Annotated in this window: 24 protein-coding genes and 2 tRNA genes; 10 read left to right on the top strand and 16 right to left on the bottom strand. The window is 58.7% G+C overall.

Features of this window, described 5'->3' with window-relative positions; translation table 11 throughout:
* Window positions 1–28 precede the first annotated feature (28 nt).
* The 3 genes from yciA to AC22G1_RS12220 all read left to right on the top strand — a co-directional run bounded on the left by yciA (window position 29) and on the right by AC22G1_RS12220 (window position 2560).
* Complete coding sequence (yciA, locus tag AC22G1_RS12230; RefSeq protein WP_050659403.1) at window positions 29–427, top strand: acyl-CoA thioester hydrolase YciA; 399 nt, start codon at window positions 29–31, stop codon at window positions 425–427.
* Between the two features lie 3 nt (window positions 428–430).
* Entirely contained in the window at window positions 431–2122 is a 1692-nt protein-coding gene (locus AC22G1_RS12225; protein WP_487313629.1) for an NAD-dependent malic enzyme, read from the top strand.
* A gap of 81 nt (window positions 2123–2203) precedes the next feature.
* Entirely contained in the window at window positions 2204–2560 is a 357-nt protein-coding gene (locus AC22G1_RS12220) for a hypothetical protein (protein WP_487313628.1), read from the top strand.
* Here AC22G1_RS12220 and AC22G1_RS12215 read toward each other — a convergent pair.
* The 7 genes from AC22G1_RS12215 to AC22G1_RS12185 form a co-directional block, all read right to left on the bottom strand.
* The gene (locus AC22G1_RS12215) at window positions 2557–3030 is read right to left on the bottom strand and encodes a DMT family transporter (RefSeq protein WP_487313627.1); all 474 of its coding nucleotides are present in this window, start codon (window positions 3028–3030) and stop codon (window positions 2557–2559) included. The two genes, AC22G1_RS12220 and AC22G1_RS12215, sit on opposite strands and share 4 nt — an antisense overlap.
* A gap of 58 nt (window positions 3031–3088) precedes the next feature.
* A complete protein-coding gene (gene xthA, locus AC22G1_RS12210; protein WP_487313626.1) occupies window positions 3089–3898 on the bottom strand; it encodes an exodeoxyribonuclease III in 810 nt (269 codons plus the stop codon).
* Between the two features lie 86 nt (window positions 3899–3984).
* Window positions 3985–4365 (bottom strand): RidA family protein, encoded by a 381-nt coding sequence (locus tag AC22G1_RS12205; RefSeq protein ID WP_050659408.1) that lies wholly within the window; start codon window positions 4363–4365, stop codon window positions 3985–3987.
* Window positions 4366–4402: 37 nt separating this feature from the next.
* The gene (locus AC22G1_RS12200) at window positions 4403–4699 is read right to left on the bottom strand and encodes a hypothetical protein (RefSeq protein WP_487313625.1); all 297 of its coding nucleotides are present in this window, start codon (window positions 4697–4699) and stop codon (window positions 4403–4405) included.
* A 79-nt stretch (window positions 4700–4778) separates the two neighbouring features.
* Window positions 4779–5507, bottom strand: a complete 729-nt coding sequence (locus AC22G1_RS12195) for a hypothetical protein (protein ID WP_050659410.1) — start codon at window positions 5505–5507, stop codon at window positions 4779–4781.
* 71 nt (window positions 5508–5578) lie between these two features.
* A tRNA-Tyr gene (locus tag AC22G1_RS12190) sits at window positions 5579–5663 on the bottom strand.
* Between the two features lie 50 nt (window positions 5664–5713).
* Window positions 5714–5798, bottom strand: a tRNA-Tyr gene (locus AC22G1_RS12185).
* A gap of 113 nt (window positions 5799–5911) precedes the next feature.
* Here AC22G1_RS12185 and AC22G1_RS12180 point away from each other — a divergent pair.
* From AC22G1_RS12180 to metA, 4 genes are all read left to right on the top strand, one after another.
* The gene (locus AC22G1_RS12180; RefSeq protein WP_487313624.1) at window positions 5912–6394 is read left to right on the top strand and encodes a VC2046/SO_2500 family protein; all 483 of its coding nucleotides are present in this window, start codon (window positions 5912–5914) and stop codon (window positions 6392–6394) included.
* A gap of 88 nt (window positions 6395–6482) precedes the next feature.
* Complete coding sequence (locus AC22G1_RS12175) at window positions 6483–7715, top strand: cysteine desulfurase-like protein (RefSeq protein WP_487313623.1); 1233 nt, start codon at window positions 6483–6485, stop codon at window positions 7713–7715.
* Between the two features lie 42 nt (window positions 7716–7757).
* Window positions 7758–8393, top strand: a complete 636-nt coding sequence (pdxH, locus tag AC22G1_RS12170; RefSeq protein ID WP_487313622.1) for a pyridoxamine 5'-phosphate oxidase — start codon at window positions 7758–7760, stop codon at window positions 8391–8393.
* Window positions 8394–8497: 104 nt separating this feature from the next.
* Complete coding sequence (gene metA, locus AC22G1_RS12165) at window positions 8498–9451, top strand: homoserine O-acetyltransferase MetA (protein ID WP_050659414.1); 954 nt, start codon at window positions 8498–8500, stop codon at window positions 9449–9451.
* Window positions 9452–9494: 43 nt separating this feature from the next.
* On the opposite strand, the gene AC22G1_RS12160 is transcribed toward metA, so the two are convergent.
* The 3 genes from AC22G1_RS12160 to AC22G1_RS12150 form a co-directional block, all read right to left on the bottom strand.
* Entirely contained in the window at window positions 9495–10778 is a 1284-nt protein-coding gene (locus AC22G1_RS12160; RefSeq protein WP_487313621.1) for a short-chain fatty acid transporter, read from the bottom strand.
* A 66-nt stretch (window positions 10779–10844) separates the two neighbouring features.
* On the bottom strand, window positions 10845–11189 hold the full coding sequence (locus tag AC22G1_RS12155; protein WP_487316720.1) for a YchJ family metal-binding protein: 345 nt from the start codon (window positions 11187–11189) through the stop codon (window positions 10845–10847).
* An 85-nt stretch (window positions 11190–11274) separates the two neighbouring features.
* Window positions 11275–11931: a 2OG-Fe dioxygenase family protein gene (locus AC22G1_RS12150; protein WP_487313620.1), complete on the bottom strand. Its 657-nt coding sequence runs from the start codon at window positions 11929–11931 to the stop codon at window positions 11275–11277.
* A 214-nt stretch (window positions 11932–12145) separates the two neighbouring features.
* Here AC22G1_RS12150 and AC22G1_RS12145 point away from each other — a divergent pair, with 214 nt between their 5' ends.
* Both AC22G1_RS12145 and AC22G1_RS12140 read left to right on the top strand, forming a co-directional pair.
* Window positions 12146–12778 carry a YchE family NAAT transporter gene (locus AC22G1_RS12145; RefSeq protein ID WP_050659418.1) on the top strand — a complete coding sequence of 211 codons (633 nt, stop codon included), beginning with the start codon at window positions 12146–12148 and terminating at the stop codon, window positions 12776–12778.
* A 56-nt stretch (window positions 12779–12834) separates the two neighbouring features.
* Window positions 12835–12990, top strand: a complete 156-nt coding sequence (locus AC22G1_RS12140; protein WP_487313619.1) for a hypothetical protein — start codon at window positions 12835–12837, stop codon at window positions 12988–12990.
* Between the two features lie 25 nt (window positions 12991–13015).
* Here AC22G1_RS12140 and AC22G1_RS12135 read toward each other — a convergent pair whose 3' ends face one another.
* A complete protein-coding gene (locus AC22G1_RS12135; RefSeq protein WP_487313618.1) occupies window positions 13016–14329 on the bottom strand; it encodes an anti-phage deoxyguanosine triphosphatase in 1314 nt (437 codons plus the stop codon).
* Complete coding sequence (gene yfbR / locus AC22G1_RS12130; protein ID WP_464948813.1) at window positions 14289–14849, bottom strand: 5'-deoxynucleotidase; 561 nt, start codon at window positions 14847–14849, stop codon at window positions 14289–14291. The genes AC22G1_RS12135 and yfbR overlap by 41 nt, the downstream gene beginning before the upstream one ends.
* 169 nt (window positions 14850–15018) lie before the next feature.
* Between yfbR and AC22G1_RS12125 the strand changes: the two genes are divergently transcribed.
* Window positions 15019–15648 carry a putative metalloprotease CJM1_0395 family protein gene (locus AC22G1_RS12125; RefSeq protein WP_487313617.1) on the top strand — a complete coding sequence of 210 codons (630 nt, stop codon included), beginning with the start codon at window positions 15019–15021 and terminating at the stop codon, window positions 15646–15648.
* Here AC22G1_RS12125 and AC22G1_RS12120 read toward each other — a convergent pair.
* The 4 genes from AC22G1_RS12120 to AC22G1_RS12105 form a co-directional block, all read right to left on the bottom strand.
* Window positions 15622–17409, bottom strand: coding sequence for a DUF885 domain-containing protein (locus AC22G1_RS12120; RefSeq protein WP_487313616.1), 1788 nt, complete (start codon window positions 17407–17409; stop codon window positions 15622–15624). The genes AC22G1_RS12125 and AC22G1_RS12120 overlap by 27 nt on opposite strands.
* 50 nt (window positions 17410–17459) lie before the next feature.
* Window positions 17460–18077, bottom strand: a complete 618-nt coding sequence (locus AC22G1_RS12115; protein WP_487313615.1) for a DUF502 domain-containing protein — start codon at window positions 18075–18077, stop codon at window positions 17460–17462.
* A 54-nt stretch (window positions 18078–18131) separates the two neighbouring features.
* Window positions 18132–19199, bottom strand: a complete 1068-nt coding sequence (locus AC22G1_RS12110; RefSeq protein ID WP_487313614.1) for an OmpA family protein — start codon at window positions 19197–19199, stop codon at window positions 18132–18134.
* Window positions 19200–19347: 148 nt separating this feature from the next.
* Entirely contained in the window at window positions 19348–21255 is a 1908-nt protein-coding gene (locus tag AC22G1_RS12105) for a winged helix-turn-helix domain-containing protein (protein WP_487313613.1), read from the bottom strand.
* Window positions 21256–21523: the final 268 nt, after the last annotated feature.

Genomic DNA, 21523 nt, shown 5'->3' with positions numbered 1-21523 from the left:
GTTAACAGCCTCTTTTGAGGAGTGCTGTATGACCGACGCCAAACGCCATCCCAGTGGGGATCTCATCATCCGTACCCAAACCATGCCTGCCGACACCAACCAAAACGGTGACATTTTCGGCGGCTGGATCATGTCCCAAATGGACCTTGGTGGCGGCATGCTCGCTACCGAAATCGCCAAAGGCCGTATTGCCACTGTTGCCGTTGAAGGGATGACCTTTCATCAACCGGTCAAGGTCGGCGATGTGGTTTGCGTCTATGGTGAATGTACCCGCATCGGCCGGACTTCCATGACCATAAAACTCGAAGTGTGGATCAAGCCGCTGCTGCGCGATGAAAATGCCGGACGTTATTGCGTAACCGAAGCCACTTACACCTATGTTGCCATCGACGATGCTGGCCGCCCCCGCCCAGTACCGAAGGATTAACCAATGAGCCAAAGCCCGAAACGCCCTCTGTACATCCCCTACGCGGGCCCGGCCCTGCTGGAGTCCCCCCTGCTCAATAAAGGCAGTGCCTTTACCCAGGACGAGCGCATTCACTTCAACCTGCTGGGCTTGGTGCCGCAGTACGTTGAAACCATTGAAGAACAAAAAGAGCGGGCCTATGCCCAGTTCTGCAGCTGCACCTCTGATCTGGACAAGCATGTTTACTTGCGCTCCATTCAGGACAATAACGAAACCTTGTTCTATCGCCTGCTGGAAGAGCACCTCGATGAGGTGATGCCGATCATCTACACCCCCACCGTCGGCCAGGCTTGCCAGGAATTTTCCAAAATCTACCGTACTCACCGTGGCCTCTTTATATCCTACGAAGATAAAGACCACATCGACGACATCCTGCAAAACGCCACCAAGCAGAACGTGAAGATCATCGTGGTGACCGACGGTGAGCGTATCCTCGGCCTTGGCGACCAAGGCATCGGCGGTATGGGCATTCCCATCGGTAAATTGTCCCTGTACACCGCCTGTGGCGGTATCAGCCCGGCCTACACCCTGCCGGTGGTGCTGGACGTGGGTACCAACAACCCCGATCTGCTGGACGACCCCATGTACATGGGCCGCCGTCAAAACCGTATCAGCGGCGACGAATACTACGCCTTCGTTGAAACCTTCATTCAAGCGGTAAAACGCCGCTGGCCCAATGCCTTGTTGCAGTTTGAAGACTTCGCCCAGGCCAACGCCATGCCGCTTTTGGAGCGCTACAAAGACGATCTTTGCTGCTTCAACGATGACATCCAAGGCACCGCTGCCGTGACCGTTGGCACTCTGTGGGCTGCCTGTAAGGCCAAAGGCGAGCTGCTCAAAGACCAAAAAGTGGTGTTCCTCGGCGCCGGTAGCGCCGGTTGCGGCATTGCCGAGCAAATCGTGGCGGCCATGCAAACCGAAGGCCTGACCGAAGCCGAGGCCCGCGCCCGAGTGTTCATGGTGGACCGCTGGGGCCTTCTGACCAGCGACATGCCCAACCTGATGAACTTCCAAAGCCGCCTGTCCCAGCACGTTGAACTGCTTAAGGACTGGCAAACCGAAGGGGAGAACATCTCCCTGCTGGAAGTGATCAAAAACGCCAAGCCAAGCATCCTGATCGGGGTGTCCGGCCAGCGCGGCCTCTTTACCGAAGAAGTCATCAAAACCATGCTGGCTGGCTGCGAGCGCCCGTTTGTTATGCCGCTGTCCAACCCCACTTCTCGGGTGGAAGCCACGCCCCAGGAGATCCTCAACTGGACCGACGGCAAAGCCATGGTCGCCACCGGCAGCCCCTTCGCGCCGGCCCTGGTGGGCGACGAGAAAGTGGCCATTGCCCAATGCAACAACTCCTATATCTTCCCCGGTATCGGCCTTGGGGTGATCGCGGCCAAAGCCAAACGGGTGACCGACAACATGCTGATGGCCGCCTCCAGGGCCTTGGCTGACTGTTCGCCGCTCGCCAATGAAGGCACCGGCCCGGTATTGCCGCTGGTGTCTGACATTCAGGAAGTGAGCAAGTACATCGCTCTGGCTGTGGCCAAACAGGCCCAGGACGACGATGTGGCACTCACCACCTCAGATGAGGCGCTGATCGCCGCTATCGAGAAGAACTTCTGGTTGCCGCGCTATCGTAACTACCGCCGCACCTCGTTCTGATATGAAAAACCCGCCGAAAGGCGGGTTTTTTTTAGCGGCGCTTTTGGGCAGACTGTGCCCTTGGGAACCAAGGAGGGTAGCATGTCCACTGTTTTGCCCCGCTACGTCAATTTGGGGGAGTTGTCCCCGCTTCATACCTGTTTTGTCTCCGATAACGGCAGCCACGGCTGGTGGTTTTTTGCCGAGGTCGGGCTCGACGAGTTGCCCCAATGCCACGCCGATACCCTGGCACCACCCGACCCGCAGCTATTTAACCTCATCGGTAACGGCGCGGTGCGCCGGGCCATTACCGAAGTGCCTGTGGATTTTCAAAGTATCGATGCAGAGCCGTTTTTCAAATCGCCCTTAGAGCATGGCCTGGCCTTCTGGTCGGCCAGCCAAAAGCTGTTATGGCTGTTCTTGCATACCGAGCAAGACACCCAGCTTATCGGCGATTAATTGCGGCGAATAAGCACCACGCCACCAATAACCAGCAGGGCGCCGGCGATACGGTAAGGGTTGATCTCCTTTTGCAGGTAACCCACCCAGCCCTGATGGTCCAGCAGCAGTGACGCCAGCATTTGCCCGGCCACCAAAAAGCCGATGAAGGCTGCCGCTCCTAAACGCGGCGCCACAAAAGCTGCCACCGCCACAAAAAAGGCCCCCAGCAGGCCGCCGCTCCATTGCCACCAGGGCAGGGCGGCCAGGGCGCCAGAGCTGGGCACGCCTTGGCGGGTCAGCAGCAGGTAAAGGGCCAGCACCACAGTGCCAACCCCAAAGCTGATAAAGGCCGCCCAGATGGCGCCGCCGGTGTTGGCGGCCAGTTGGGCATTGATACCGGCCTGTAGCGGCATCATGGCGCCAGCTGCCAGAGTGATAACGATAAAAAGAGTCAGGGTGTCCATAGTTGCCTTGGTTGATGCGGTCACAAATGCTGTCCTTGAGGTGGCCCTTAGGCTAAAAAGCCGGTCTGGCGACCGGCTTTGTTCAGACCTTGAAGGTGGTCCAGATGGGGGCGTGGTCCGAGGGTTTCTCTATGCCGCGCAGCTCGTAGTCGATGCCGGTCTCCACCGCCTTTTGTGCCAGGGGGCGGGTGGCCAGTACCAGGTCGATACGCAGGCCGCGGTTGTCGTCAAAGCCCTTGGAACGGTAATCAAACCAGGAGTAGCGGTCGGCGGTATCGGGGTGCTCGGCGCGGAAGGTATCCACCAAGCCCCAGCCCAGCAGTTTATCCATCCATTGGCGTTCTTCGGGCAAGAACGAGCATTTGCCTTCTTTGAGCCAGCGCTTGGCGTTGGCTTCACCAATACCGATGTCCAAGTCGGTGCAGGAGATGTTCATATCACCGATGATCGCCACCGCCTCATCGGGGCTGTGGTGCCGCTCAAGGTAGTGCATCAAATCGGCGTAGAACTTTTCCTTGGCCGGGAATTTCAGCTCGTGGCTGCGGTTTTCACCTTGGGGGAAATAACCGTTCAGCACTGTCAGCGGGCTGCCGTCCGGCAAGGTGAAACGGCCGATGATCATGCGGCGCTGGGCTTCTTCCCCATCAGTGGGGAAGCCTTTTTGCACCGATACCGGCGATTGCTTGGAGAGCATGGCCACGCCGTAGTGGCCTTTTTGACCATGAAAGTGCACCTCGTAACCCATGGCGCGAACCTCTTCCAGCGGGAATTGGTCATCATGCACCTTGGTTTCCTGCAGGCCGATAATATCGGGCTGGTGCTTGTCGATAAGGGCTTGCAGTTGATGAAGGCGGGCGCGCAGGCCATTGATGTTGAATGAGATAATTTTCATGGCTAGGTGTGTCGCTAAATGGTGAGGCTAGGGTAACACAGGCCGCCGTTACCGGCGGCGATGAAAGGCGGCCTGGGCCGCCTCTTTTACTCGCCGTAGGCTACCGCCTCGACTTCCACCAGCACGTCTTTAGGCAGGCGCGCCACTTCTACGCAGCTGCGGGCCGGCTTATGGTCGCCAAAGAAGCGCTCATAGATGCCGTTGATGGTGGCGAACTGGTTCATGTCTTTGATAAAAACCGTGGTTTTGAGCACGTGCTCTTTGTCGAAACCGGCGGCTTTGAGAATGGCCAGCAGGTTGTTAAGGGCCTGCTCGGTCTGGGCTTCGATACCCTCGACTACGTCACCGGTTTTAGGGTCGATGGGGATCTGCCCGGACGTATAAAGGAAAGGCCCCACTCGGCGGGCCTGCACGTAAGGGCCGATGGCCGCCGGAGCGTCTTGGGTGTTGATAATGGTTTGAGACATCGCGCTTTTCCTCCTTCAGATGGCTGAAGGTTACCAGCTACTTTTCCTGGCTGCGAGTGCGCAATGCCTTCTTCTCCTCCGGGCTCAGGCACTTGAGCTCTTCGTCGGAAAAGTTCTCTTGGTAGTAAAGGAAGTTGACGCATTCTTGCTGATAACGCGCTTTGGCGGCACTCATCAACTGGGGGTTGTCTTTGAGGTTGTCCATGTTGCGGCGCATCATGTCGCAGCGCCGGGCCTGGTCGCTCATTTCAACAATGCGTTCACAAGGGTTGGTTGAGGTACAGGCGCTCAGCAACAGGGTGCTGCCGAGCAGGGCTAGGGCTGTTGTCTTCATGTTATCCCCCTGGGTAAGTTCTTCTCATTGTTGAACTTTTAACCAGGGGGCGCAAGGTCCGCTGTTGCTTACCTGTGTTTTAGTGCAGGCGGCCCATGGGGGCTTTGGTGGGTTTGCCCATCATTTCGGTGAGCATTTCCAGGCGCTGGGCGGTGAGCAGAGGATTACAGAAGCGCTGGATAAAGGTGAGCAGCCGCTGGGCGACGTAGTCTTGGTCCAGCACCGTCATTTCCACCAGCATGTCCTGCAAAATGGCGCTGGCGCCAAGGCTTGGCTGCATCATGTTGCTGTCTTCGGCCACGTACTGGGCGGCAAAATCCACGGCGCCGGACTGCAAGGTGTCCATCAGGCAGATAAAGGAGTCGCCGTCGTGCTGGTGCTCCTCGGGAGCCGAGTCGGCCAGGCGTACCAGTATGTCCAGCATCTCGTGGGCTTCGTCGGGAATAAACTCGCGCTCTTCGTCACCTTTGGGGTGGTCGTCGCCAAAGCCCTGGGGCAGGGCGCGAAGAAGCGCTGCGCTCATTTCCGCTTCGCTGATAAGAGCGGCAAGCTCCAATTGCTTGGCGTCGGGCAGGGTGCCAAGGCCAGGCAGTTCGTTGGCCAGGCGCACCACGGCGGCCACTTCCAGGCAATAAATGAGGCACGCCAGCCAGCTGCCGGGCTCGGTGGTGGTCAGGGTTTCCCAATCACGATGCACCAGAAAGCTGCCAGTAAACTGGCCGGCTTCGGTTTCGTGGTTGTACTGCCACATCTCCAGGCCTTCCTGGTAGCGGGCAACCAACTGATCGGTGAGTTCCTGAAGTTCCACTGACAAAGCCTTAGTCGCAAAAGGGCGGGCAGTATAACCCAAAAAAAAAGCCGCCCGAAAGGCGGCATATATGGTGGTGGGGGAAGGATTCGAACCTTCGAAGGCTGAGCCGTCAGATTTACAGTCTGATCCCTTTGGCCACTCGGGAACCCCACCGGGTTCGGTATATGGAAAGCCGCCGCGTGAGCCACTTTCGTTGTAAAGGATGGTGGTGGGGGAAGGATTCGAACCTTCGAAGGCTGAGCCGTCAGATTTACAGTCTGATCCCTTTGGCCACTCGGGAACCCCACCGCCGATGCGCCGCCATACTACCAAAATCCGATCTGATGTAAAGGAAGAAATTTGCTAAAAATCCCGGTTTAGCGGCCGATATAGGGTTTAACCCTGTTAAATGATGATTTTCTGTGCAAATCAACGGCCTTGCCTTCCAAGACGAACTAACCCTGGCGCCCCAACTGGCGTCAGCGGTGGCGTCTGGCCAGCGTTCGGATTTTGCACTGCTGCTGGCGATGCTGGGCAACGATTTGTTGGAAAAGCCCGGTATTGCCAGCCCCGAGTTGCAACAGGGCTTGCCAAAAGGCGCGCTGGAAACGGCTCCCCCAAGGCCCTTTGGCGCCGATGCCCGTACCCCGGCCCGCTCCGTCGCGCTGTCTGAGGTGTTTCACCAGCAGGGCATGGTGGCCGCCAGGCTGTTTGACTGCCTCGACCCCGAGCCGCAACTGGGCCGCGCCGAGGATGCCCGCTTTATTCAAGAAGAGGTGCTGGCCGACCTTGACCCTAAAGCCGCCTGGCAGGTGAAAGGTGAGCCGCTGCCGGCCCGGCCCGGGCTTACCGCCAATGCCGACCTTGGGGATGTCTTGTCCCGCTGGCAGCATCAACCGTTCTGAAAAGTGACCCCCCGCACAGCCCCAGGCTGGACTTGCCCGAAGGGGCTCTTTACACTGGCGCCGCCTTGACGTGAACGGAAATCCAGTTGTGAATATTGCAGCCCTGCGTGAAAAATTCCCCGCCCTTAATCAGCAAGTAGACGGCCTGACTCCCATCTTCCTGGACGGCCCCGGCGGCGCCCAGGTACCAAGCTCGGTGCTGGCGGCCATGACCGACTACCTGGGCCGCTTTAATGCCAATCTGGGAGGCACCTATTTCTCGTCGAAAAAAACCACCGCCGTAATGAGCGAGGCGCGAGCCGCCGCCCGGGATTTGCTGGGCGCGGCCAGTAGCGATGAAATCATCTTCGGCCCCAACATGACCACCCTGACCTTTGCCATGAGCCGCGCCATCAGCCGCGGCTGGCAAGCCGGGGACGAGGTTATCGTCACGGCATTGGACCACTACTCCAACGTGTCGTCCTGGGCACAGGCCGCCGCCGACAAAGGCGCCACCGTGCACCAAGTGCCGCTTGTCGAAGCCGATTGCACCCTCGATTACCAGGCGCTCTTTGCCAAGTTGTCGCCGCGCACCAAGCTGGTGGCCCTGACCCACGCCTCCAACACCACCGGCTCTATCGTCGATGTTAAAAAGGTGGTGGAAGCGGCCCATAAGGTGGGGGCGCTGGTGTGGGTCGATGCCGTGCACTTTACCCCCCATGAACTGGTGGACGTGCAGGCCATCGGCTGCGATTTCCTGGCCTGTAGCAGCTACAAGTTCTTTGGCCCGCACCTGGGGATGGTTTTTGGCCGCCACCAGCTGTTAGACGCCATCACCCCATATAAGGTGGAGCCTGCCACCAACCTTGCTCCGAACAAGTTTGAAACCGGCACCCAGAGCTTTGAAGCCCTGGCCGGTTTTGTGGCGACAATCGAGCATCTGGCCGAGCTTAGTGGCCTTAGCCAGGATGTGCCTAGGCGCCAGCGCCTGGCGGCCACCTATAGCGCCAGCAAGCAGCATGAAATGCAGCTTAGCCAGTACTTTTTGGAGCGCGCCGCGACCGTGCCTGGGCTTCGTATCTTCGGCATTACCGACCCGGCTCGCCTTGCCGAGCGCACCCCTACTTTTGCCTTCACCCTGGGCGACGTGGCCAACAGGGCGGTGTCCGAGGCCATGGCGGCGGCCGGTATTTGCCTTGGCGATGGTAACTTCTATGCCCTGGGCTTGGTGCGCCAACTGGGGCTGGAGGAGAGCGGCATAGTGCGAGTTGGGTGCATGCACTACAACACCACCGATGAGCTGGCGCGCTTCTTTGATGTGCTGCAAGGTCTGGTGCAGTAAGCTAAGGCAGTCTTTGGACTGCCTTTTTTCTTTGGAGCCATGATGAGCATTGATGCCATGCGCCGGGTGTTCCGCCACGCCCCCCTTACCGAACTGGACCCCAACCCCCTCAAACAATTTGGCCAATGGTTTGACGAAGCCAAAGACAGCGCCCCGGTGGACTGGCTGGAAGTCAACGCCATGACCCTCTGTACCCAGGGGCTGGACGGCTTTCCCCAAAGCCGTATCGTGCTTTTGAAGGGGATAAGCGAGCAGGGCCTGCAGTTTTTTACCAACTACCAGTCCCACAAGGGCCTTGAGTTGGCGGCCGACCCGCGGGCCAGCCTGAATTTTTACTGGCCTCATCTGGCCCGCCAGGTGCGAGTACAGGGCTTGGTTACCAAACTGCCGCGTAGCGACTCAGAGGCTTATTTTGCCTCCCGCCCCCGGGGCTCGCAGCTGGGAGCCTGGGCCTCGCATCAGTCTGAGCCCATTAGCGATGCCTCGGTGCTGGAGCGCCAACTGGCCGAGGCCGAAGCGCGCTTTGGCGATACCGTGCCATGCCCGCCGCATTGGGGTGGTTATGTGTTGGTGCCGAGCCTTATGGAGTTTTGGGCCGGTCGGGAGAATCGCCTGCATCACCGGGTGCGTTACCAACGCACCGACAACAAATGGCAGTTGCAATGGCTGCAACCCTGAACAAGGCGCCGATGGGCGCCTTTTTTGTGCCTGTTGTCGGCTTGGAAGTGGACATTTAGACGTTTAGACGTTTAAATATCCAAGCTAATGCCGTGGAGATTGCCATGCCCATCCGAATTCCCGATGCTTTGCCGGCCGCCGAAGTGCTGCGCAAGGAAAACATCTTTGTGATGGATGAAACCCGCGCCATCCACCAGGACATCCGTCCCATGGAGGTGGTGCTGCTCAACCTGATGCCCAAGAAAATCGATACCGAGAACCAGATCTTAAGGCTCTTGGCCAACACCCCGTTGCAGGTCAACGTCAAGCTGCTGCGTATCGATCATCGCGAGTCCAACAACACTCCAAGCTCGCATCTGGAGCGCTTTTACCGCGATTTTGACGACATCAAGGACCAGAACTTTGACGGCCTTATCGTGACCGGCGCGCCTCTGGGGCAGGTGCCTTTTGACGAGGTGTATTACTGGGACGAGGTGCGAAATGTCATCGAGTGGTCCCGTACCCATGTCACCTCCACGCTGTTTTTGTGTTGGGCGGCCCAGGCGGCCCTGAACTACCTCTACGGCCTGCCGAAGATGACCCGCGGCCAGAAGCTTTCCGGGGTCTATGAGCACCGTACTCTCAACCGCGATAACCCGCTGGTGCGCGGCTTTGACGATTACTTCCTGGCGCCGCTGAGCCGTTATGCCGACTTTGACGCCGGCTTTATCGGCGAGCACACCGATCTGCAGATCCTTGCCGACCACCCCGAGGCCGGGGTTTATCTGGCGGCAAGCGACGACCTTCGGCAGATTTTTGTGACCGGGCATCCTGAATACGATTTCGACACCCTGGACCAGGAATATCAGCGCGACCTCAAGGCCGGTATCAACCCGGTGCTGCCCGAGAACTACTACCCGCAAGACGATGCCAGCCAAACCCCAAGGGCGCGCTGGCGCAGCCATGCCAGCTTGCTGTACAGCAACTGGATAAACTACTGCGTCTACCAGATAACCCCTTACGATCTGGCCAAGATGCCCCCCAAAGACGAGCCCCAGGCCAAGCAACTGGCCGGGTAATAAAAAAGGCCGCTACTGCGGCCTTTTTTCTGTCCAATGGGGCTTACAGGAAGCTCAAGCCCAGGCCTATCACCACCCCGGATACCAGCAGCTGGATAAGGCAATAGCCCATCACATCCTTGGCGCCAAGGCCAGCGATGGCCAGCACCGGCAGCGCCCAGAAGGGTTGCAGCAGGTTGGTCCAGGCATCGCCCCAGGCGACCGACATAGCCACCTTGGCGACATCCACATGCAGCATTTGAGCGGCAGGCAACATAACCGGCGCCTGCACCGCCCACTGGCCACCACCAGAGGGCACAAAGAGGTTGATAAGGCCGGCAGAGAGGAAGCTCCACAGCGGCAAGGTGTCGGCGGTGGACACATGCACAAAGAACTCGGCCAGGCGGGTGGCAAGGCCAGAGCCTTGCATCAGAGCCATGATGCCGGCGTAGAAGGGAAACTGAATAAGGATGCCGCCGGCACTGGCCACCGCCGGAGGCAGGGCGCCCAAAAAGCGCGAAGCGGTGCCGAACAGCACCATGGCCAGCATCAAAAACACCAAGTTCAGCACGTTCAGGTTAAGGCCACCGCCGCCCACAAAATAGGGCACCAGGTAGGCCAGCATGATGGCGCCGCCAAGGTACATGGGCCAGCGCTGGTTGAGCATGGGGCCGTGGCCAGCAACGCGGTTTTCTTCTTCTTGGCTTTGTACCTTGCTGAGCTTGCTGCTTTTATCCAGCATCAGCATGTTCAGCAGTGGCATCACAATCAGCAGCGCCACCACGATGATGAGGTTATAAGAGGCGAAGATAGTTTCGCTGGTGGGGATAAGGCCGATTTGCTTTTCGGTAAAATTGCCAGGGGTGTTGATGGTCAGGGGAATGGAGCCGGAAAGGCCGGCGTGCCAGATAAGGAACCCCGAGTAGGCCGAGGCCACCAGTAGTTTGTAATCAATAGCAATTTCCCGGGCGATGGCGCGAGCAAAAAAGGCGCCTACCACCAGGCCAAAACCCCAGTTGAGCCAGGAGGCTACCAAAGCCACCAGAGTGACGGTAATGATGGCGCTTTTCGGCCCCGGCAGCCGGCGGGCAAGGGCGCCCAGGGCTTTTCTCACCGGCGGCGTGGAGGCCACCAGGTGGCCGAGCACCAGGATCAGGGCCATCTGCATGGCAAAGCTCAGCAGGTTCCAGAACCCTTTACCCCAGACATTGACCGCATCCATGGGCGCCATACCTTGCACGCCGATGGACAGGCCCAGTACCAGCATGGTCAATAGCAGTACCAGCACAAAAGGATCGGGAAGATACCGCTCCACCATGCGCACCGCGCCTTTAACTAACCACCCCATAAACGGTTCCTTTTTCTATTGATTGTTATGAAAGAGGGCACAACTTGCCTGGGGCTAGATTAGCAATTAACGGCGGCAACAGGTCTTATACTTTCGTCCAGAGCCGCAGGGGCAGGGGGCATTACGTTCGGGCTCAGGGTAAGTGCCTGAATAAAATAACCAATTCCCGTCTATTTTCAGGAAACGGCTCTTTTCCAGATGAAAGGCAAGGCCATTATCTTGCTGGTAACGGGCAAGAAAGGTGACAAAACTTTCCTGCTCGCCAGGCTGGTGCGCGAGTATCTGCAAATCATGCCAGGGCAGGGCGATAAAAGGGGCGATATCGGCAAGGATGGGGCGGGAGTCCGGGTGCCAGCTATCGAGGATAAACTGCGGGGCATTGACCACATGGGCGCAGTAGCGGGCTCGCATCAGCGCCTCTGCCGTTTCGGCACGGGCCCCCTGGTGTAGGGGGCCACAGCATTCTGGGTACAGGCGGGCGCTGCCGCAGGGGCAATCAGCCGGCATGGGCAGTCAGTACCACCACATCCCAGTAGCCTTGGTCCTGGCCTGGGAGGGGCAGGACCGGCGCGGCGTTATGGAAGTAACGGGCATCGTTGAGGATAACGTACTGGCCGTCGGCAAAACGCTCGCAAAAGAACGGCGCCTCGTCTTTGGCTTGATACAGCATCACCTCGCCACCTTCCACGGTTTGGGTGCCAATCACGTAGATCCCCAGGTAGTTAAAGCCATCCTGATGGACCCCCTCTGGGGCCGGCGGGGTGGCATTGCGTGACTGGGTCTTGATGCGAATTTGGTGAATTTCAATCACCGCGTCGTCGCTCAGGGCGCATTGGCCTTTAAAATCCTTGAGCATGGCGCTCATGGCGGCGCCGGTCAGGGTCTGCTCTGGGATCTCCTGATACTGACGCTCCACATCGCCCAGGTACTGGTTGATGTGGCTGGGCTGCATAAAGGTCTTGGTGGGCTGGCGGCGAATGTGGCCGGCCTCGATTTTGACATTGGAATAGCAGCGGTAACGAAAGTCCCCCTGGATGTAGGGGTCCAGCGGCAAGTCGGCAAAGCTCGATGCCAGCATTTCAAAACCGGTGTCTTTTGCCAGCAGGCCCTGGACCAGGCTGAAATCGGTGCTGTGTTCGAGAACCTTTGTCATACGCGGGAAAACCTCTGTTATGCAACAGGGGCGGCATTATACGCAGAACCGCCGGTATTGTCAGCGCGTTGCCGCAGGCGTAAACGTCAACTTTAACGTACAGGGAATAATCAAAAAAACTAATGCTTGCGGGCCAAAATATCTCGTTATGCGGCGCCCTGCAAGGCGTTTAGACTCTGCGCCACTTAAGGTCTCGTTAGGGGAGGCGCCAGCAGTGGATTACGCTATTTACACTCAATTTTTTGTGGCCATGCTGGCTATCGTCAACCCTTTTGGGCTGCTGCCGGTGTTTATCGGCCTGACCTCGGATCAATCCCTGGTTGAGCGGCGCCGCACCGCCATGATGGCCTCCTTTGCCTCGGCGGTGATCCTGTGGGTGGTGCTGCTGTTGGGGGAAAGCCTGCTGGATTTCTTCTCCATTTCGGTGTCCTCCTTCCAGGTGGCGGGCGGTGTGCTGCTGAGCTTTACCGCCTTGTCGATGCTGCAAGGTAAGCTCGGCGAGACCCGCCGCACCACCGAAGAAGGCCGTGAAGCGGCGCACATGAACTCGGTGACCCTGGTGCCCCTGGCGCTGCCGCTGATCGCCGGCCCCGCCGCCATTACCACCGTCATCGTCTTTACCCAGGCTCACCATACCGTCATGGACAAAGGCGCGCTGGGCATTGCCATTGCGCTGCTGGGCCTGGTGACCTGGGGGGTGTTTTTGTGCGCGCCGATGCTGGCTCGCTGGCTGGGCACCACCGGTATCAACCTTATCACCCGGGTGATGGGCCTTATCATGATGGCGCTGGCGGTGGAATTTATGGCCAAAGGCCTCAAAGGGCTGTTCCCGGCTCTGGCAGGTTAAGGGCAGGTTGGGGCAATTCTCCTAGACTTAAGGCAAAACAAATAAAGGAGAATGTCATGTCCGCTCGCTTGCTCGCTGCCCTGGCAGCGCTATCGTTACTCGCCGGTTGTACCTTGAGGGGCCCGGAGGTCCGGGTCAAAGCGCCGGAAGTGGTGGTTGATGGCCAGGGCACCCATTGCCCGCCCGGCCAGGCCAAAAAAGGCCGTTGCTAAGAAAAGGCGCCCAAGGGCGCCTTTTTTAATGGGGCTGGCGCTCAAACACCGTACCGGTTTTGGGCAGGAACAAGGTGCCGTAAAGGCGGCTGGCGTATTCGTCGGTCATGCCGGCAATGTAATCGGCAATGACCCTCGGGCTTTGGCCAGCGGCTTGCCAGCGGCGACGGGTATTGTGCGGTAGCAACCGGGCAGGGTCAGAGGCCAGGGCCTCAAACAGCGCCATCACCATCTGCTGGCCCTTGTATTCCAGAAGTTGCAGCTCCGGTTTGGTTACCACCTGGTTGTAGACAAAATCCTTGAACACTTTAAGTGCCCGGGCGTAGTGCTCGGGCAGGCCGGCGTTAAAGGCCAGCAGCGGCGATTCAAAGCCGTCCACCGCCACCAGGGTGGTGGCGGTGATAAGGCCGTTGACCAGGGCGCCGATGGCTTGCTTGCGAAGGTGGTGCTGGCCGGAGAAAAGCTGGCTGCCTAGCTCCTCAAGGCTCATGGCAAAACCGGGCAGCGACAACGTTTTAAGCTCGCTGGCCACTTCACTGTCCCACACCTCACGGCCAACCAGGCCCATGACGATGGCATCTTCCATGTCGTGGATGGCATAGGCGATATCGTCCCCCAGCTCCATGATGGCGCTGTCTAACGATTTGAACTTGGCCTTGCCGTGGGGGGCGAGGGGTTGAAACTGACTGAAAAGGTCTCGGTCGTGGTTGCCAAGGGGCGCGAGGATCCACTCGAGGCTGTCGGCGTCTTCATCGTAATTGGCCTTGGCCGGGTACCAGTCGCTGACTTTCAGCTGCCGCGGATTGGCGGGCTCTGACGCCAAGGGGCCCCTGACCGCACTTTGCAGCACCGGGTATTTCACCACCCCAAGCAGGGTGCGCCGGCAAAGATCCATGCCGTTGCCCTCGGTGTAGGGCTCGAGCTTGGCGAGAATGCGAAGGGTCTGGGCGTTACCCTCAAAGCCGCCGTCGCTGCGCATCAGATAATTAAGAGCCACCTCGCCGCCGTGGCCAAAAGGCGGATGGCCAATGTCATGGGCCAGACAAATGGCCTCGATAAGGGCCTCTTCGGCAAAAAGCGCCTGATGCTGTGGGGCCTTGCGTTTTAACTGGGTAAGGATGCCGGTGCCAATTTGCGCCGCCTCCAAAGAATGGGTGAGGCGGGTGCGGTAAAAATCGCTCTGGCCGACCCCCAGCACCTGGGTTTTGGCCTGCAGGCGGCGAAAGGCGGCCGAATGCAGCACCCTTGCCTTATCGCGCTGAAAGGGGCTGCGATGGTCGTCCTGGCGCTGGCTGTTGTTATTGCTGGCCCGGGCGGACCAGAGGGTGTTCTGGGTCATCGGCGATGTCGTCCAGGGAAAGGGAGAAACTCGGCACGAACTGGTCGAGAAAATAGCGCATCGGCGGATTCATGCGTTTGGCCAGCATTGCCTCCAGGCGGCCCTTGGCCTGGGTGAACTCGTGGTTACCCATGTTTAGCTCTTGCAGGCATTTGAGGTAGGCGCAGAGGGTGTCGGCGTCTTTTACCAGGCTTTGCAGCGGCGCTTCGTCGGCGCTGGCCACAAAGAGCTGGCGATACGCCTCGCGAAGCTCAGGCGGCGCCATGTCCACCAGGCGCTGCTCGGCAACGGCTTCAATTTTCTTGTATTCGTCGGCGATGGCCGGGTTGTAGTACTTGACCGGGGTCGGCAAATCGCCGGTAAGCACTTCCGAGGCGTCGTGAAACAGCGCCAGGGCCGCTACTCGGTTGGCGTCCAACTGGGTGCCAAAGCAATGGTTGCTGATAAGGGCCAGGGCATGGGCCACCATGGCCACTTGCAGGCTGTGTTCGGCGACGTTTTCCGGTTGCACGTTATACATCAGTGGCCAGCGGCGAATAAGCCGCAGTCGGGCTAGTTGAGCAAATAAGTGGCTCGCCAAAATACACTCCTAAAGATTGGCTCACAAAAGAGGTAACACTTGTGGCAAAAGGGCGCAAGGGCGATTAGTGTATGACAGGTGTGTGGCCAATTTTTGAGCGAGTGTGTTGATGCTTCAGGTTGGAGCCCTTTCTTACAGCCAGTCCATTGCTGCTGACACCCAGGTGCCGGCGGCAAGCGCTGTGGCGTCGCAACCCGCTACCACTGGCGCCACTACCGATAAGGCCAATCCCACCCAAGCGCCGGATAAGGCCTCTTCAGAGCAAGCAAGCCGCAACGCGCCGGCCAGTAAAGGCCAAGCCTCTGGCCAAGCCCTTGACGAGAGCGACCAGGCTGAGCTTGATTCTCTCAAGGCGCGCGACCAGGAAGTGCGCACCCACGAGCAGGCCCACCAGAGCGCGGCTGGCAGTTACTCCAAAGGGATGCACTTAAGCTTTGAAAAGGGCGCCGATGGCAAAAGCTATGCGGTGGACGGCGAGGTGCAGATTGACACCTCCAAGGTAGCTGGCGACCCTCAAGCCACCCTCACCAAAGCCCAGACCATCTTGAAAGCGGCTCTGGCCCCGGCCCAGCCGTCAGGTCAAGACAAGCAAGTTGCCAGCGAAGCGCGGCAGATGATCACCGAAGCCCGGGCTGCAATCCTTGCCCAGCAGCAAGAGCAATTAAAAGGCACGCCTGAGCGTGCCTATGAAACGGCGGCTAAGCCCAAGGCGTCACTGGGGCTCAATCTTTTCGCCTGACATCAGCGCCTTGATATACCGCACCGGCGCCGAGCCATAACTCAAAAACCTTTCGTTAAAGTCCTTGAGGTTAAAGTCTGCACCCAGGGCCTTTTTCTGCGCTTCACGGAAATCGTAAATCTCCCTGAACCCGGCGTAATAGCTGGTGAGCTGCACCTGAGACAGGGTCACTCGCCGCCATTTGCCTTCGGCTTCGGCTTGTTGTTGGAAGGCCTGGTTCATCAGCAAGTCCAGCGCCTGATCGCGGCTCATGCCAAGCACATGCACGCTGTAGTCGAGGATGGTGTTGCAGATGGTGCGCAGGTTCCACTTGTAGTACATCAGCCACATTTCTGGCTCGTTGTTGCCGTAGCCCGCTTCGAGCATCATCCGCTCGGCATAGACGGCCCAACCTTCGACCATGGCGCCGTTACCGAACAGGCTTTTGACCAGGCTCGGCGACTGGTTGGAATACACCAGCTGGGCGTAGTGGCCAGGAATGGCCTCGTGGATATTCAGTACCTGCAACACCCAATGGTTGTATTCGCGCAGGTAGCTCTCGGCCTGGGCGTCGCTCATGCCGTCAAGGGGAGTGACGTTGTAGTAGGTGTTGCCGCCCTTGTCGTAGGGGCCCGGGGCCGACACCGAGGCACCGGCTACGCCGCGCATGTACTCGGGGGTCTCCCGCACTACCAGCGGTTTGTTCGGGTCCAGGGTCAGCAACTGGTGCTGGTTGACGAAGGCTTCAAGGGTTGGGATCTGTGCCTTGACGGCGTCAACAAAGGCATCGCGCTTCACGTGGTGGGCCGAGAGTTTGTCGATGAGTTTTTTCACCCCGGCATTGCCGGCCAGGCGCGGCTCGCCCGGGAAATATTTACTCCACAGGCTATCGGTGATGCGGTTCATCTCGCCAAGCACCTTGGCCTTGTCAGCCTGGGCCTTGTCGTACAGCTCTTTGGCGGTTAGCCCAGACTGGATGTCAAAGGCGAACTTCTGCTCGTAAAGGGCCTTACCCAAGCGAAAGGAGCGGGCATTGCCGTCTTTTTCAAGCTTGGCGGCCAGCGCCTTGAGCCAGTCAATCTGGCCATTGATGGCGCTGCGGGCCGCTTGGTAGTTGGTATGAAAGCGGGCTTTGTCGGCGGTGCTCAGGGCGCTGGCGTCAACGCGGGCCACCAGCGCATCGTTTATCACCGAGAACGCGCCCTGGTTTTGCACTATGGCAAGCTGGGTGTGCTCAAGGGTGGGGCGCTCAATGTTGTGGCGGGCTGCCTGGTAATAGGCAGGTGCCTTTTCCAGACGGGCGCTGATGGCGTTAAGGGCATCGGGCTCACTGATGGCCTTGCTGGCGCCAAGCTCGGCGATGGCGCCGGCGATGTTGTACTGGGACGGATCCCACTGCCAGCTTTTCAGCTCGGTGACATCAAAAACGATGCTGCCCAGCAGATTTTGAATGAGCAGGTAGTCAATCTTGCTGGCCGGGCTCTGGGCCTCGAAATCCAGGCTATGGAGCTTGTCCTGCCAGTGCTTGGCAAAGGCCAGCTCCTGCTGGCGGGCGGCCGGGGTAGGAATAACCAGCTCGCCGGCGTAGCGGGTGTAACCCACGTACAGCCCCCAGGTGGGGAACTGCTGCCAGAAGGCCGGGATGAAGTCGTTAACCAGTGCCTTAAATTGTTGCTGCGGGGCAACCTGGCTGTTTGCCGTGGTGCTTTGTGGTGCGCTGGTGGTGGTAGCGCAGCCCAGTAAGGAACTGGACAGCGCCAAGCAAAGAAGGGTCTTTTTCATTGTGTTTTCCCTGTGGTGATCGCGGCGAGCATCCAACAGGGTAGCCGTCTTTACAATCCCTGGCGGGACGAGTCGCCATTTCCCTGTTTTGAAACGCCGCCAGCCACCACCAAGGGCAGCACCTCGGCCGCCGACATGTTAAGGGGAGTCACCTTGTCCTTGGCCACCAGCACCAGGTTGCCGGCAAAGTTAAAAGACTGGGGCAGGTACACCGCCACCCGGCCTTCAAGGCCCATTTCATCAAGGCTGTCGCGGGTGACAAAACCTATCACTTCGATATCGGCGTTAATTCGGACCAGCACCGGCTTTGAAAAGCGTTTGTCCTGGCCGGTAATGGCGCCCAGCACGTCCTTGATGGCGCCGTAGAGCAGCTTGACCAGGGGCAGGCGCTCCATGATGTTGTCCACCAGGCTAAATAGCTGCCGGCCAAGGAAGTTCCCGGCCAGAAGGCCAATGGTCATGATGATGAGCAGCGTCAGCAGCAAGCCAACCGGGGCCACCAGCCATTGGGGGACTGGGGCGCCAAGCAGGGGCTCGAGAAGCAGGGCAATGGGTTGGAACAGGCCGTTATTAAAATAGCGGTACAGGGCCCACACCAAGTAGATGGTGAGCAGCACGGGCGCCGTTATCAAAAAGCCCTGGAGCAGCCAGCGCAGCGGTTTAAACATGTCACTCTCCCATAAAAAAGGGGAGCCTAAGGCTCCCCCTGCACCAAGGTCAACTTACTTGGTGTCTGGAACCCGCTTGGTAGCGGACAGCTTGGCCTCGATGCGGCGGTTGGCAGCACGGGCTTCTTTGCTGGTGCCTTCAACAGCCGGCTGGCTTTCGCCGTAGCCTACGGTTTTGATGCGGGCTTTGTCGATACCGAACTGGCTGGCCAGTACGTCGCCAACAGCTTTGGCGCGGCGCTCAGACAGCTTCAGGTTGTAGCTGGCGGCGCCGGTGTCGTCGGTGTGACCTTCGATCACGACGTCCAGCTGCGGGAAGTCCTTCATGAACTTGGCAACACGCTCAATCTCAGAGAAGTACTGAGGCTTGACGGTGGCCGAGTTGGTGTCGAAGTTCACCAGCAGTTTTTCGGTCACGGTTTGGGTTTCATACTTGGTACAGCCGCGCTCGTCGACCTTGTAGTTGGCCGGGGTGCCCGGGCAGGCATCACGGTCATCCGGTACGCCGTCACCGTCGGAGTCTACGACCACAGGGGCCGGGGCGGGCTTGGGAGCCACTTCCTGCTTGGGCGCGCCACCGAAGAAGTACTGGAAGCCAACGTTGGCCACGTAATCGGTGAAGTTGCTGTCGTTCTGCTGGGCCGCGACTTCGGTGCGAAACGCCAGGCTGTCGGTCAAGAAGGTGCGGTAGCCCAGAGTCAGGCGGGCAAAGGTGTCGCTCAGGTTTTCAACCTTGGTGCGGTTGATACCCAGACCGGTGTAAAAGTGGTCGGTGACGTTGAACAATACGTCGGCACCGTAAGACTCACCGTAGCCGGAAGAATTGCTGTTCTTCAGATCGGCTTGCAGGTAGTCATAATAACCACGGACTTCCCACAGCGGGGAAATACGGTAGCCCAGTTCCAGGCCAGGAACGAAGGTTTTGAAATCTTGCTTGGGTTCATAGATACCACCATGTTTCTCGATCATGCGATCGGAATCGAGGTCCATGGCGCCAATGTGGCCACCCAGGTAAACGCGACCTGCCAAATCGTCTGTAGATACATCGGCAGCCTGAGAAGCAAAAGCAAATGCCATCAAAGTGGCAGCAGCAGACAAACGAAAAGCACTAACCTTTTTCATAATCACTCCCTGCAAAAGGTAAAAGGCGTATCCCTCTCTAAGGGGTTACGACGGGGCAAAGTTTAGGCAAGGAAACTAAATTGCGACAATGCCAATTTAGCCAAGGGTTTACTGACCATTAAGCCAGAAAGGGCGCAAATGATACCCCTTAACGGCGCAGTAATGAAATGGCGGATTTATCGCGGCTTTGCTGGGTAAAAAGTATCCGCGATTCATCTTTGGCTATGGCAAATTGTGTTTGCTCGGCATCTGCCAATTGCGTGACTTCATTTTCCAAACCCAGGCTGAAATCAAAACGCATCAATTTAGGATGAGGGGCCTGCGTTAAATAAAAAACGGCCTGGTCAGTTATTGCCCAGCTTTCACAGCGCTGCCAATCGATGTTGGCATTAATGGCAGTCACAGAGCCGGTTTTTAAATTCTGCCGCCAAAGGCCGGTTTTATGCAGGCGGGTGAAATAAAGAAAGTGCTGTTGGCTATCTGGCCTGGCGCAAAAGCCGCCGTGCTCGGTCACCTGACGAACGCTCCGGTCATCGCCCTGGTAGCGCCAGATTTGCCAGTCTCCTTGCTGGTTGGACGCAAAATAAAGGCTATGGCCATCATCGCTCCAGGCAAGATTTCTGGCCCCGGTAGGCAGGGGCGGTGTGGCTTTGGGTTGGCGGTTATCCATGCCGGCAAAACCTGGGCTGGCGCGGCCTGCTTGCAGCGCCTTTAAGGTCGGCCTGGCGCCGCTAAAGGGCGCCTTGAGTTCAAAGAGCGCGCTCTGCCAGTGTCCCTGGCTCACCACCAGCTTGTCGCCACTAAAGGCCATCGCCTCAACCGAACCGACCGCCAGCGCCTCTCCTTTTTGCTTGCCAAGGGCATAACGGCTTACCTCGCCGTTTGGCCGCGCCAGGTAGTAGTGGCGGTTATCCTCACCCCAAGCCAAAGCGTTGACGGCCGTATCTTGCAGCAAGCGCACCCCGTGGCCACTAGTAAGGTCTTTTAGGTACACAGATTGGCTCTGCCAGTAACTGTCTCTGGCCACCAGCAGCTGGCGGCCGTCTTGTGACAAGGCAAAGGCCAGGTCGCCATCACCGGGTTCGGTGGGGTGGGTCAGGGCCGTCAAGCGGCCGGTGCCAAGGTGCAGCTGATAAAGCTGATATGGCGCGCGCGGCTTAGAGCGGCGGTTGAAATACAGGCTTTTGCCGTCGTGGCTGAAGGCCAGTTGGCTGTGGTTGTCGGCCGTTTGGCAAAAGGTCAGGGCGCGCGCGCCGCTTAGCCGGCCACTTTGCCGGTCAAGGGCGGCCAGGCGAATTTGGCACTGCTGGCCATGGCGCCACAGGTAAGCGAGCGCTTTACCGTCTGGCGACCAGGCCGGTGCCTGGCGGTCGGCGTCTTGGCCGGTGAGGGGCTGCGGCCTTTGGGGCGGCTGATGGGGCTGGGCCAGTTTTTGGATATAAAGCTGACTGGGGCCGTCCTCTTCACGATAGCTAAAGGCAAGGTATTGGCCGTCAGCAGAGAGCCTTGGCTGTTGCTGGCTCCCCGGGAGCCTGACCAGCGGCTCTTGGTGGTTAAAGCCGCTTTGGCGCTTCAAGGTGGTAAAGACCCCTTGCAGCACTGGCAGCAACAACAGCAGGGCCAGGGCCCAGCCTGGCCAGGTGGCACGCTCTGGCGGCGCCGGGGGCTGGTTGGTCAGGGGCTGCGGCAGGCGCGGCGCCTCAAGTAGCACTTCTTCTACCGGGGCTATCAGCCGGTAGCCGCGCTTGGGAACGGTAACGATGTAACGGGGCTCTTTGGCGTCGTCGCCCAGACTTCGCCGCAGTTTGGTGATGAACTGGTTGATGGCGTTGTCTGACACCACCCGCCCCGGCCAGGCTTCAAGAAGCAGCGCTTCGCGGCTGACCAGCTCGCCAGCCTGGCGTGCCAGCAGCATCAGGATGGTCATGGCCCTGGGTTCAAGTAGCTGTTCCTGGCCGTCTTTTACCAGGCTGTGGTGCTCCGGGCGCACTACAAAATCGCCAATAACAAAGGCGTTTTTGATGTTCTCAAGGGCAACGTCCCGGTTTTTAGTCAACGTATCTTCCTGATTTTATTTGTAAAATAAAAAGATCATCAATATCTCACCTCCTTATCATGCCCCTTGGCCAAAACAGCGGGCAACCTGTCAATGCGTCGGGGTGAAGCGCGCCTCCTGCTCTGCTAAGGCAAGCCGGTTTGATACCGGTAAGCCAGGCAAGGGAGAGGGACAGGCAGCGTCTTGGAGGCACACTTCAATCCGGCGTCGCATCGCTATAACCCTGGACTTTCCCAGCGGTTTTTTGGACGCACCCTCTACGGCTTCC

It is taken from the genome of Gallaecimonas zhanjiangensis, assembly GCF_057624825.1.
This window is presented reverse-complemented; position numbering and strand designations above follow the sequence as displayed.